Below are 13,370 nucleotides of genomic sequence, written 5' to 3' on the forward strand. Positions count from 1 at the left end.
CGGGCACACGATCGCACAACCAGTCGCCGGCTCGTCACACTTTCTTCCGTTATCAATTCGTGATCTTGTACGCGCTGTCGTCGGAGTTCGCGACCGAGAGTTGACCTATGCGGCTTTCATCAGCCGGGCTTGACGGGCATCTACGGATAGATCCGCCAAAGGTGACTTCATTCGCCTGGTGGCTCTCATGGAGGAATGGGTGGTGGCCAGGATCACTGCCGCGCCGCTCCGGTTACGTCCGGTCACCTTGAGTAAGAGCGCTGATTGATCCACAGTGCTCGGGCGTGCCACGCCCGGCGCGTGCCGTGCCGTCGCGGTCGTACCGCGATCTCTTCCGTCTTCGCGCCTGGGTGGGAGCCGACGTATGCCTGGAACCGGATTGCTGTCCCGACGGCGTCCCGGCCGACCCGCCCGACCGGCCACGGGCCGCCGGCGCTGGTCGCCCACCCGCCGGGCGCTGGCGCTGGCGCTCTCGGTGAACCTGCTGGTGGCGATCGCCCCCGCGCAGGCGTGGGCGGTGCCGGGCGCCGGCATGAGCCGTACCGGGATGCCGGTCGAGCTGCCCGACATCCCCACCATCAGGCACGTCGACCACGACGCGGACGCCGAGACGGAGCTGACCACCGCCGCCGAGGTGCCGGTGGACCCGTACGAGCCGCAGGCGGTCACCCCGTGGCAGCAGGACAGCGGCGAGGTGGACCTGACGGCCGCGACCCCCGGCGCCGCTGCCGGTCGAGGACCTGCCGGTCGCCCTCGGCGTGCCCGAGGGCGGCGATCCGGCCGACCTGGCCGGCACCTGGAAGGTCGACCTTTCCAGCCCGGAGGCGTCCCAGGCCGTCGGGGCCCCCGGCCTGATCATGAAGATCACCCCGCCGGTGACCGCCGACCCGGACGCGGAGGTGGCCCTCAGCGTCGACTACACGCCCTTCGCCGACCTCTACGGCCCGCAGGCGGCCGACCGGTTCGGCCTGGTGCTGCTGCCCAGCTGCGTCTACGACGACCCGGACGGCGGTGACTGCGCCCCCGACACGGGTGCCGCGTCGCCCCCGTCGTTCGCCCCCTACCAGGCACCCGACCCAGACGCCGGGGCGGCCGTGTCCAGCGAGACGGAGCTGGTGCCGGCCGACGAGGCGCCGACGGCGACCGACGACGACGGCACCCGCCGGCTCGTCAACGGCAGTGTCTCGATCGGGTCGCTGCTCGCCGGCCCGAGCGGCGCCGCGGGCGCGCGCAGCGCGGCGAGCGCCGCCGGCGCCGGGGTGGTCGGCGTGCTCGACACCGGGGCCTCGGCCGGTGGCGACTACACCGCCACCCCGTTGCTCTCCTCCGGTTCCTGGGCGGCCGGCGCCTCCTCCGGCGCGTTCACCTACGGCTACCAGGTGCAGGTGCCGGAGGCTCCCGGCGGCCTGATGCCCCGGGTGAACCTGGGCTACTCCTCGCAGTCGGTCGACGGCCGGACCTCGGCCACCAACAACCAGGCCTCCTGGATCGGCGACGGCTGGGACTACAGCGCCGGATCCATCACCCGCAGCTACGCCAACTGCACCCAGGACTCGAAGAAGTCGGGTGCGAACAACTCCACGCACCGCACCGGCGACCTGTGCTGGGGCTCCGACAACGCGACCCTCTCCCTCGGCGGCATGACCACCGAGCTCGTCTGGGACGCCGACGAGGAGACCTGGTTCACCGCCAACGGCGACGGCTCCCGGGTGGAACTGGTCAAGGACACCGGCAAGGCGAACGGCGACGCCGACGGGGAATACTGGGTCGTCACCACCCGCGACGGCACCCGCCACCACTTCGGGCTGCACCGCCTGCCCGGCTGGTCCACGGGCGACCCGGTCACCAACTCGGTGCTGACCGTCCCGGTCTACGGCAACCACGCGGGCGAGGACTGCTACCAGGCGGGCAACTGGGCCGGCTCGGTCTGCACCCAGGCCTGGCGCTGGTCGCTGGACTACGTCGAGGATGTCCACGGCAACGCGATGAGCCTGTGGTGGGCCAAGGAGACCAACCACTACGCCCGCAACTTCAACTTCAAGTCCCCCGTCCCGTACGACCGGGGCGGCTATCTCACCCGGATCGACTACGGGCAGCGCGCCAACACCATCTTCTCCGCCGCCCCGGCCGCCCAGATCACCTTCACGGTGGCGGAGCGGTGCTTCGCCGAGGGCGCCGTCACCTGCTCCGAGGCCAACTTCACCAGCAGCGACCCGGCCAAGTACCGGATCTGGTACGACACCCCGGCCGACCTGCGTTGCGGCGACGACAAGAAGTGCTGGAACGCCTCCCCGTCCTTCTTCACCCGCAAGCGGCTCGACAAGATCACCACCTCGGCGCAGCGGCAGCCCGGCAGCACCGCGCGCCAGGTGGTCGACGAGTACCAGCTCGCGCAGGCGTTCCCCACCACCCGGACCGGGCCGAACACCGCGCTGTGGCTGGAGTCGATCACCCGCACCGGGTACGGGCCCACCGGCGGCACCGACAAAATCACCCTGAATCCGGTGCGCTTCGAGGCGAACCCCGAGGACATGCCGAACCGGGTGCGCAACGACGACCGCCCCGGGTTCTCCCGGCTGCGCATCGCCCGGATCATCAACGAGTACGGCGGCGAGACCGTCGTCAGCTACAAGCAGCCGACGGGCGGCTGCGCCACCGGCACCGGGCTGCCCGGCAAGACGGACACCACCGCGCTGAAGAACAACAACCGGCTCTGCTACCCGTCCTTCTGGCACCCCGACCCCAGCGCCGAGGAGATCGACTGGTTCCACAAGTACGTGGTGGACAGCGTCGAGGAACTCCCCGCCATCGACGGCCCGGCGGTCAGCACCCTCACCCGCTACAGCTACGCCGACCCCGGGTGGAAGCTCGCCGAGCAGGAGTTCACCAAGAAGTCGGCCCGGACGTACTCGCAGTTCGCCGGCTTCGCGCAGGTCACCGTCCGCACCGGCGAGACCGACGCGGACCACGGCGATGGCAGCGTGGCGACCAAGTCCGTCACCCGCTACTTCCGGGGCATGGGCGACGACGTGTCCGTCGAGGACGCCGCCGGCCAGGAGATCGCCAAGGACCGCGAGCCGTTCGCCGGCCGCATCGCCGAGGAACTCACCTACCCCACCGCCGACGCCGCGGCCGGCGACTGGCTCACCCGCAGCGTCACCTACCCGGAGGCCGAGGAACTCGGCCGGCGCAACCGGGACGACGGGCTCAGCCCGCTGCGCGCCTGGCGGGTCACCGAATCCCGGGTGGTCGCGCACAGCCGCTCCTCCGGCACCGGCGACGACACCCGCACCAGCCGGAAGGTCGAGACGAAGACCAGCTACGACGCCACGCACGGCCTGCCGACGCAGATCGAGTCGCTGGGCGACACCGGCAAGACCGGCGACGAGACGTGCACCCAGCTCACCTACCTGCACCGGCTCGACCGGAACCTGGTCGGCCTGACCCAGCAGATGCTGACCAGCCCCACCACCTGCGCCGCCGCCACCTGGACGAACCTGGCGTCGCTGAGTTCCGCCAGCCGGATCGCCTACGACGGCGCGGCGTACGGGACCGCCCTGGCGGCGGACGCCCGCGCCCTGGTCACCCAGACCTGGTCGCTCAAGGGCGACGGCTCCGGCTTCCAGTCCGACGGCACCGTCGGCTTCGACGCCCTCGGCCGGGTCGTCTCCCGCACCGACCCCGACCTGAAGACCTCCACGACCACCTACACCCCGACCACCGGCCAGCCCTTCCAGGTCGAGGAGAAGAACTCCCTCAACCACCGGCAGATCCAGGAGTTCGACCCCGGCCGCGGGGTCGTGGTGCGCAGCACCGACCTCAACGACCGGGTCAGCGAGTCGAAGTTCGACGCCCTGGGCCGCCTCGTCGAGGCGTGGGCCGCCGGCCGCACCCCGTCGGCCGGGGCGATCCCCGACTTCCGGGCCGAGTACACCATCCAGGCCGGCAAGCCACCGTACGTCACCACGAAGGCCCGCAGCCACGAGAACCGGGTGGAGACCGCGGTCACCATCTACGACGGCCTCGGCCGGGAACGGCAGAGCCAGCAGGAGGCCGTCGGCGGCGGACGGCTGATCACCGACACCCTCTACAACCGGGCCGGCGAGGTGGGGCAGACCCGTAACGCCTACTACGCCGACGGAAACCCGAGCGGCACCCTGTTCACCCCGGCCGCCGACACCGCCGTGCCCAACGCCACCCGTTACACCTACGACGGGCTCGGACGGGTCGTCGAGGAGATGCCCGTCCACAACGGCGTCGAGGTGCCGCTGCGGTCCACCCGCTACGAATACGGCGCGGACCACTCCACGGTGCTCAACCCGGCGGGCGCGGCCTCGTTCCGGCTGTTCACCGACGCCCTGGGCCGCACCACGCGGGTCGACACCTACACCAAGGGCGACCGCAGCGCGTTCGTCTCCATGCGCTACCAGTACGACCCGCAGGGCCAGCTGACGCGGGCCACCCACTCCGAGAACCCGAAGGAGTGGACCTGGAGCTACGACCACCGGGGCCGGCCGGTCAGCGCCACCGACCCGGACACCGGCGTCACCACCCTCACCTACGACCACCGGGACCGGCAGGTCACCAGCACCAACGCCCGGGGCGTGACGGTGTGGAACGGCTACGACGAGCTGTCCCGCCCCGTCCAGCAGCGGCTCGGCGGCAGCGGCGGCACCCTGCTCGGCGAGTACACCTACGACACGGTGGCCGGCGGCAAGGGCCTGCCGGCGACCGCCACCCGCTACACCGACGGGCTGCCGTACACCCAGAGCATCGGCGGCTACACCGACGACTACCAGCCGACGTCGACCACGCTGACGCTGCCCGCGAGCATCGCCAGCACCTGGGGGCTGCAAACCTCCTACACGTACGGCTACACCTACACCGACACGGGGATGCCCGAGTCGACCGTGCTGCCCGGCGTCGGGGCGCTGCCCAGCGAGAAGGTGCTGGTCCGCTACACCAAGGATGGCCTGCCCCTGTCGGTCTCCGGCAAGGACTGGTACGGCGCGGAGACGGTCTACTCGCCGTACGGTCAGGTGTTGCGCTCGACGCTCGGCGCGCAGCCGCACCGGGTCTGGGCCATGGCCTCGTACGACGACGCCAGCGGCGCCCTGACCAGCCAGCAGGTCTACCGCGAGAAGGCCGGCGACACCGGCGTCGTGGGCGGCAACCTGGTGTCGAACCGCCACTACTGGTACGACAACGCCGGCAACGTCCTGGCCATCCGCGAGCAGGCCGGGGGCATCCAGGAACGGCAGTGCTTCCAGTACGACGCGCTCGGCCAGCTCAAGCGGGCGTGGACCGCCGCCGACCAGGCGTCCTGCGCACCCGGCCCGGCGGGCACCGGCGGCGTGCTCAACGTGGCGGCCGGCGCGGACGGCTCCGGCTACTGGCAGGAGTACGAGTACGACCTGCTCGGCAACCGCACGAAGCTGGTGGATAAGGACCTCACCGGCGACACCGCCAAGGACGCCACCACCACCTACGCCTACGGCAGGGCCGACGGCAGCCAGCCGCGCACCCTCACCACGGTCACGAAGAACTACGTCACCCCGGCCGGCGCCGCGATCACCGCCGCCGCCCAGCGGTTGTACGAGCTGACCGGCGAGACGAAGTCGGTCACCTCGGTGCAGAACGGCGACGAGCAGACCCTGACCTGGACGTACGACGGTCAGGTCGAGCGGATCACCGGGCAGGGCAGCAAGGGCCGGACCCCGTACGTGGGCCTGGGCGGCAAGTGCCTGGACCTGAACGCCGGTCGCGCGACGGCCGGTCAGCCGGTGCAACTGTTCGCCTGCAACGACACCGTGGCGCAGAAGTGGGCGTTCACCCCGGCCGGCGGCCAGCCCGACCCCAACCTGGGCACCCTGTCCATCTACGACACCTGGTGCGTGCAGCCCACCGGCACGACGGCCGGGTCGGCGGCGCAGATCCGCGCCTGTGACGGTGGCGCCGACCAGCGGGTGGAGCGCCTGTCGACCGGGCAGCTCCGGCACACCTCGTCAGGGCTGTGCCTCGCGGTGCGCGACGCGGCCACCGCCGACGGCACCCCGATCGTCCTGGCCGCGTGCGCGGGCGGGGCGGCGGCGCAGCAGTGGCAGGCGCAGAACGAGACGCGGCACATCTATGGGCCGGGCGGCTCACGGCTGCTGACCGTGCAAGGCCGGCAGGCCACCCTGCACCTGGGCGAGTCACAGGTGACCACGCAGCAGGGCGGCGCGCTGGTGAGCAGCCAGCGCTCGTACGCCGCCCCGGGCGGGTCGGTGCTGCGCTACGCCCACGGCACCAACCCGTCCGCCCTCGCCGCCGTCGTCGGTGACCACCAGGGCACCCCGTACGCCGAGGTCACCCTCGACGGCAACATGACCACCCGGATCCGTAAGCAGGACCCGTTCGGCAACCAGCGCGGCACCGCCGCCCTGGCCGCCAACATGCAGACCCCGACCGGGTTCCTCGGCGCCCGGCGCGACGACCCCTCCGGGTACGTCCCGTTGGGCGCCCGCCTCTACGACCCCAGCGTGGGCCGGTTCCTCTCCGCCGACCCGGTGCTGGACACCGCCGACCCGTTGCAGTCCAACGGCTACACGTACGCCCACAACAACCCGGCCACCCACACCGACCCCTCCGGGTTGTCCATCTCCCTGACCCCCTCGGAGACCGCCGCCGCCCTCGCCGGCGCGGGCCTGTCCGCGGCCCAGGTCGCCGACGCCCAGGCCATCATGGGCAAGTCCGTCACCTCGGTCATCCTGTCCGTCGCCTGGGACGTCCTGAAGGACTTCCTCGGCATCAACGCCGCCCTCGGCTGCTTCGGCGGCAGCGTCTGGTCCTGCATCGACCTCGTCACCAGCATGCTGAGCCCAGGCTTGAAGGCCGCCAGGAGCGCGCTGAAGATCGCCAGCGCGGTGAAACGCACCTTCAGCGCCATCCGCGCCCTCCAGAACGCCAAACGCGCCGCCGAGAACGTCCTGCGTGCCGCGAGGGCCGCGGAGACCGCCGCCCTCAACGCCAAGAAACTCGCCATCGAACGCGCGAAGCAGGCGGCCCAAGCTGCGAAAAAGAAGGTTCAGGACAAGGTCAACACGGTCAGCAACCGCGCCACCGAACAGGCCAAGAAGACCGGCAACCCCGTCCAGAAGCAGGCTCAGGCCCGCGCCAATCCCAAGGGCTCCACCGCAGCCACCACCAGAAACGGTGGCGGCGGAAAGTCAACGGGCTCCAAACCCGGCGGCAGCTCCGGCGGCTCCAACCGCTCCAACGGCGGCACCAGCGGAGGCGGCGGCACCGGCAAAGCCGACGGCGGTGGTGGCTGCAACACCGACAACAGTTTCATCCCCGGCACCAAGGTCCTGATGGCCGACGGCACCACCAAACCCATCGAGGACATCGAACCCAGCGACAAGGTCCTCGCCACCAATCCCGACACCGGCGAAACCGAGGTCGAGACGGTCACCGCCACGATCACCGGCACCGGCACCAAACACCTCGTCACCATCACCACCAGCGACACCCCGAGCAAGGGCGACGCGGACGACGACGGCGCCAGCAAGATCACCGCCACCGACGGACACCCCTTCTGGGTACCCGAACTCCGGCAGTGGATCGACGCCACCGACCTCCAGCCCGGACAGTGGCTCCAGACCAGCGCCGGCACCCACGTCCAGATCACCGCGGTCCAACGACACGTCACCACCTGGGCCACCGTCCACAACCTCACCATCGCCAACACCCACACGTACCATGTCGTAGCCGGCGATGCGCCGGTACTCGCACACAACTGTGGTGGTAAGGCAACCGTGCGTTGGGACGCCGATATGGAGCATGCCACGATTCGGGTAGAGGGCGGCGGCAGGTCACTGGAGACTGAACAAGTAATCCCAGGATGGGATGGGGTAGGAAGCCCAAATGGTCTCCCGACGACGGGTGCGCGAGCGGAGCCACTTGGCCCAAACGTTATTGAGCGAACCTTCGATGTTCCTGACGTGGGAGCGGCCATGCGGGCCCAGCAACGCTCAATTGGGGCGGACCTCGGCGGCTATGATGGCATTCACAACAGTTGCGTAACCTACTGCGTGTCGATTTTGCGAGCTGGTGGCGTGGATATACCGGCAGGGGCGCGAGGAATGGTTGCGCTCAGAAGGACTCTAGGCTAGGGGCTGCGTTGCTAGGTCAAGAGGAACATCACGATGCTGTTCTTGCGGAGATCCTCTTAAGCGAGAGGGTTGGTCTAGCGCATATTCGCCTCGTCGGGGATGTTATTTCGACCAGGGCTCAACTAAGCATGCTCCTGCAGGGCAGGGTTGGTCTTTCATTCGACCAGCGAGCAGAACTTGTCGAAGAGGTCCTTGATCTAGAGGATGCTTACCGAGATGCGTGGCAAAAGGTGTCCTCCGACTCTTATGCTCAAAATCGAGTGGAGTATCTTGCTGCTCTTGACCATGCGTTGAGAGCTGCTGCGGAGGGAATGGCAAGCATCATCCGACGGATTGGCGGGAGCCCGTAGTGTAGCTATTGGGGTGTTCGGGATGAGCTTTCCGAGGTGCTGCAGGCGGCTGTGGCAACCATCTCGCGGGAGAGGGTTGTAAATCCAGAACAGGGCGCCTGTCGGCGCGCGGCGTGACGTCAATGGCGGCCCGGAGGGGCCAGGCGGGTTTTTGGTAAAGCCTGGCCCGGCCCTTCGGGTCTACGGTAGTGTTCATTCCGGCTCAGCCGACTTCTGCGAATTCGTCTTCCAAAAAGGGTCTCCGCATGGGGCGTTGACATCGACTATGACGAGCGCCAGGTCGACGCTGCGTTCCGTAGCGGTGCCGTAATTTTGTGCACTGGAGTTCGTGGCTGTGCATGCCGGTTGCTGTCACGGTTGATGTCAGATGGTAGCTGCGTATGCGAATTAGTGGATGCTTGCGGTCCGATCCCGGCGGTGCCCTACGTGGCCGGTGGCGCGGCGCGTAGCGTCGTGGCGTCGATCGCCTGAATCGTCGTGGTGCTTGACCTGTGAAGCGAGCGTCACGGCTTGGTGGACCAGATGGTCGTGCCCGTCGTGACGTTGTGGGCAGAAGGCTGCCGGGTTCGGGTGGTCTGTTGCGTGGGCGCGTGCGCGCGGGTCGGAACGGCTGTAGCGCGTGCGCGCGTGGCCCGGGCGGCCGTACTCCAGTTAGGCTTCGTGACCTGGAGGGAGTTGAGCTTCCTGACTATGGGGATCAGGTGAAGGTCTCGCAAGTGCGAGGAATGTCTGATCGGCAGTTGATTGATTCGATCAACAACCCAGATGAGTTGGGGGGAAGTATGGTGCTTGATGGTCGTACGGTTGTTAATGGAAACCACAGAATTGGGGAAGCTCTGCGGAGAATGAATGATCCATTCTTCAAGGAGATCACGCCCGACACTGAATTTTTGGTTGTTCGGTGATATTTGATGTTCCTTGAGTGTGTGGTCGTGTCGGAGGGGTGATCGTGATGAGGAGGCTGTGGCGTGAAGGTGTGATCAGGTCGCGCTTCGGATGGCCTGTTCCCCGGGTTGCCAAGGAGGTCTCGTCACGTGAGATGTCCACGCTTGTCGATGCCGCCAAAAGCTATGGATTAAGTCGTAAGGGCAGCGGTCTCGTGGTCCAAGAGGGCTGGTGCTACTATCTCCTGCCCTACCTTCAAGAGTCGTCTCCTGTGCCGTGTTGGATGTGCGTTGTGGCGGCGGTCAAGAATCCCACGAAAGCATCCGGCGTTGAGCGGGTCGAGCTGCATTACTCCCGCCTTGACGTGGCGATAGATGAGTTCCAAAGCTTGCGTAACGCTGCCGCAGTCGATCGCGATCGACTGCTTCATTGGGTTCTCTGGGATGCGGCTAAAAGTGTTGGTGAAAAGGGTGGTGTCTGAGTCGGTGAGTTGAGCCGGTGGTGAGCAAGCAATGCGGCTTGAGGTCGACGTCGGTGGCGGTCTGGGTGGACACGTCATGCGCTTAGCGTGGCCAGGTAACGTGCGGGGTGATCGCAACGTGTGGCTCGGCGACAACTTGTTGCAGACCCTGGACCTTGCTGTGTTCCGCTTCTTGGGCGGTCAGTGGCGGGTCCAGCCGATGAAGCGGGCGAAGTAGTCCGCCGGATCCACCTCCTTCGGATGGGTGCGCAGCCGGTCGGCGATCGCGTCGTGCATCAGCACGCACAGATAGATCGCCAGCCCGACCCGGTCGCGTGCGTACTCGGCGCGTAGGCAGAGCTTCGCCGGCTGGCAGGGCCACGGCGCAGCACACACCCGACACCGCCACGTCGGGCGGGCCGCCACGTGCCGGCGTAGCTCGGCCAGCGACACCCCGTACCCGCTGCTCATGGTCGTCGCTCGCCCCGTCGCAGGGGCCCGGCGGCCCGGTGCGGCGCGGTCGCCGGGGCCACCAGCCGGGCGGTCGGGGCGGCGTGGCCGGTTCACCGCCTGCCCGCCTGTCGGTGCGGGTCGGGCCGGCACAGCATGCGGTCGGGGCAGGGCCAGCGCAGGCCGCACACGCAGTGCCGCCCCCAGCGGGACCAGTCGCGGCGGTGCGTCGGGCCCAGCGGCACGGGCCGGTCGGTGCGGCGTCTTCCGGGGATGCCCACGTGCGCCTCCGGGTCGGGTCGGTTCATGGGGGTGGGGGCAGGAGCCGGGATGAGGTCGGGGGAGGCTCCTGCCCCCTCGGGGGGACCACGCCGCGAAGCGGTGGTCACTGATGATGCTCGTTTCGTTGCTGGCGGTGAGCAATGCTTCGGAGAAGAATGCGGACCAAGGGATGAGGTGCCTTACGCGACGACAGACAAGGGGATGACGTGGACGACTCGGGCAGCACCGTCCCGCGTAGGCAGCTCGGCAGATATCTGAGGGAGCTTCGCGAGAACGCGTACGTGACGGTCGCGGCGGCGGCCAAGGAACTCGAATGGTCGGCACCCCGGATCTGGCGCTACGAGACGGGTCAGGTCTCCATGCACCCGAACGACGTGGAGGCCATGTGCCGGGTCTACGGCGCGTCACGCGAGACCATCGACACCATGCGCGCCCTGGCCCGGGAGACCAAGGCGCACGGCTGGTGGCACAGCTACGGGGAGGCGATCAAGGACTGGTTCAAGCTGTACGTCGGCCTGGAGTCCGCCGCGACGCGGATCCGCAAGTACGAGGCCGACCTGGTGCCGGGGCTGTTGCAGACCGTCGAGTACATGACCGAGGTGATCGCGACCGACTGCCCGCAGTTGAGCGAGGCGGAACGCCGGGCGAAGGCAGACGTGCGGCTGCGCCGGCAGCGGCTGCTCGTCCGGGCGATCCCCCGGGCGCCGCAGCTCGACGTGATCATCAGCGAGGCGGTGCTGCGCCGGCCGCTGCGCGACCGGGCGGCGATGGCCCGCCAGCTCGACGCCCTGACGGTGACGGGCGAGCAGCACAACGTCAGCGTCCGGGTGCTGCCGCTGGACGCCGGGCTGGTCCGCTGGTCGCAGGCGGGCACGTTCACCATGCTCGACTTCCCGCAGCAGGTGCGGGAGCCCGAGCCGACCACCATCTACTCCGACGGGCCGTGCGGCGCGGTCTACCTGGACAGGCCGCACGAGATCGAGACGTACGAGGAAGCCTGGCGCTCGCTCGCCGAGCGGGCGCTGAGCGGGGCCGAGTCCCGCGAGCTGATCGCATCGACAGCGAAGGAGATGTCCAGTGCAGCGTGACGGTGTGTGGCGCACGTCCACCCGCTCCGGCGGGGAAGGCGACTGCGTCGAGGTGGCGGCGTTCGCCGACGCGGTGGGCGTGCGCGACAGCAAGGACCGGCAGGGCCCGGCGCTGAGCTTCGCCCCGGCAGCCTGGGCGGGCTTCGTCGAGGCGACCCGGGCGGGCGTGCTCGACCGCCCCTAGCGACACCCTAGCCCAGCGACACCCGGGGCCAGCGACACCCGGGCAGGAGGCCCGCCGCGCCCTCGCGCATGCTCATCGTGCAGCGGCGCGGCGGGACCGCCAGCCCGACAGGGCGAGCGTCGCCGAGTACCCGGCCAGCACGATCACGTGGAAGAGGTAGAGCCACAGCAGCACCGCCACCCCGCCGCCGATCGCGTCGAAGCCGCCGAACGGCACCCCGAGGTCGAGCGGCAGCGAGGCGAACAGCACGAAGCCGTGCAGGAAGCCGGACAGGTTCGCCGCCGTGAACGACCCGAGCGCCAGCGTCGACAGGAAGTCCGGCGACGCCGGCCCCACCACCCGGAACACCCACATCAGCACCGGGGTGAGCACCAGCCAGACGCCGAGGAACGACAGCACCACGCCGAGCGCGCCCCGCCAGCCGCCCTGGCGCACCAGGTGGGTCGTCACCGGCAGGGCCAGCAGGATCGACAGCAGCAGCGCGGGGGCGGGCGCGAGCAGCGGGAGCAGCAGCAGCCGGCCCCGCCAGCCGACCAGCGCCCCGCCCGGCTCGCGCGGGGCGGCCACCGACACGAACGCCCGGCGCAGCCCCTCGCCGTACAGCGACGCCGGCAGCAGCGAGGCCAGGGCCAGCGCCGGGGTCAGGCCGAGCCCGGCCTCCAGCAGCGCGGCCACCGCCCGGTGCGCGCCGATGTCGGTGGGCAGCGTCTCGATGGCGTACGAGGTGAGCCGGCGCACCCGGTCCGCCCCGGCGACCAGCCCCGTCGTCCAGATGGCCAGCAGCGCCACGGGCACCACGGCGATCGACCCGTAGAACGTGATGGCGGCGGCGTGCAGCGACAGGTCCCGCCCGCGTACCGGCCGGAACGCGGCGCTGACGATCCGCTTCGTCCGCTGCCATCCGTCTGCCACCGCGACCTTCTTCCCCGCCCCGCTCCCCGGTACGCATTACGATCCCGCGTCATGACCGTGCTCACCACGGAACGCCTGACCATCCGCGACTGGACCGCCGAGCCGGGCGACCTGGCCCGGATCTACGACATCTACTCCCGTCCCGAGGTGGTGCGCTGGCTGGGCGCGCCGGGGCTGCCGCTGACCGACCCGTCCGGCGCGGTCGACCGGCTCGCCGCCTGGCGGGAGCGGCACGCCGCCCACGGCGACCGGTACGGCACCTGGGCGATCGAGACGCTCGCCGACGGGCGGATCGTCGGGACGGTGCTGCTCAAGCCGCTGCCGGGCCGCGACGAGCGCGTGCCGACCACCGACATCGAGGTCGGCTGGCACCTGCACCCCGACTCGTGGGGCCACGGCTACGCCACGGAGGCGGCCCGTGCGCTGGTGGCCCGGGAACTGGCGACGGGCACCCCGCAGGTGTGGGCGGTGGTGTCACCGGGCAACACGGCGTCGGCGGCGGTGGCCCGGCGGCTCGGCATGGCCTACGTGGGTCGGCGCACCGACTGGTACGGCGGCGAGGAGCTGGACGCCTTCGTCCTGCGCGCCGGAGCCTGACGGCGCGGT

Annotated in this window: 7 protein-coding genes and 1 pseudogene; 5 read left to right on the top strand and 3 right to left on the bottom strand. The window is 69.7% G+C overall.

What is annotated here, in order from left to right; all coding sequences use genetic code 11:
- The first annotated feature begins 364 nt into the window (after positions 1-364).
- Both O7633_RS28385 and O7633_RS28390 read left to right on the top strand, forming a co-directional pair.
- Positions 365-8,153: pseudogene (locus O7633_RS28385) on the top strand (ricin-type beta-trefoil lectin domain protein).
- Positions 8,154-9,542: 1,389 nt separating this feature from the next.
- Positions 9,543-9,869: a hypothetical protein gene (locus O7633_RS28390; protein ID WP_282324577.1), complete on the top strand. Its 327-nt coding sequence runs from the start codon at positions 9,543-9,545 to the stop codon at positions 9,867-9,869.
- A gap of 180 nt (positions 9,870-10,049) precedes the next feature.
- Here the strand turns inward: O7633_RS28390 and O7633_RS28395 are convergent, their stop codons facing one another.
- A complete protein-coding gene (locus O7633_RS28395; RefSeq protein WP_282324578.1) occupies positions 10,050-10,319 on the bottom strand; it encodes a hypothetical protein in 270 nt (89 codons plus the stop codon).
- Positions 10,320-10,411: 92 nt separating this feature from the next.
- On the bottom strand, positions 10,412-10,606 hold the full coding sequence (locus O7633_RS28400; protein ID WP_282324579.1) for a hypothetical protein: 195 nt from the start codon (positions 10,604-10,606) through the stop codon (positions 10,412-10,414).
- Positions 10,607-10,786: 180 nt separating this feature from the next.
- On the opposite strand from O7633_RS28400, the gene O7633_RS28405 reads away from it, so the two are divergent.
- Entirely contained in the window at positions 10,787-11,668 is an 882-nt protein-coding gene (locus tag O7633_RS28405) for a helix-turn-helix transcriptional regulator (protein WP_282324580.1), read from the top strand.
- A gap of 4 nt (positions 11,669-11,672) precedes the next feature.
- The gene (locus O7633_RS28410; protein WP_229404555.1) at positions 11,673-11,852 is read left to right on the top strand and encodes a DUF397 domain-containing protein; all 180 of its coding nucleotides are present in this window, start codon (positions 11,673-11,675) and stop codon (positions 11,850-11,852) included.
- Positions 11,853-11,924: 72 nt separating this feature from the next.
- Here the strand turns inward: O7633_RS28410 and O7633_RS28415 are convergent, their stop codons facing one another.
- A complete protein-coding gene (locus O7633_RS28415) occupies positions 11,925-12,764 on the bottom strand; it encodes a YhjD/YihY/BrkB family envelope integrity protein (protein WP_282324581.1) in 840 nt (279 codons plus the stop codon).
- Positions 12,765-12,815: 51 nt separating this feature from the next.
- On the opposite strand from O7633_RS28415, the gene O7633_RS28420 reads away from it, so the two are divergent.
- A complete protein-coding gene (locus tag O7633_RS28420) occupies positions 12,816-13,361 on the top strand; it encodes a GNAT family N-acetyltransferase (RefSeq protein WP_282324582.1) in 546 nt (181 codons plus the stop codon).
- The last annotated feature ends 9 nt before the right edge of the window (positions 13,362-13,370 follow it).

Origin of the sequence: Micromonospora sp. WMMD712 (genome assembly GCF_029581295.1) — a bacterium.
GTDB classification, from domain to species: Bacteria; Actinomycetota; Actinomycetes; order Mycobacteriales; family Micromonosporaceae; genus Micromonospora; species Micromonospora carbonacea.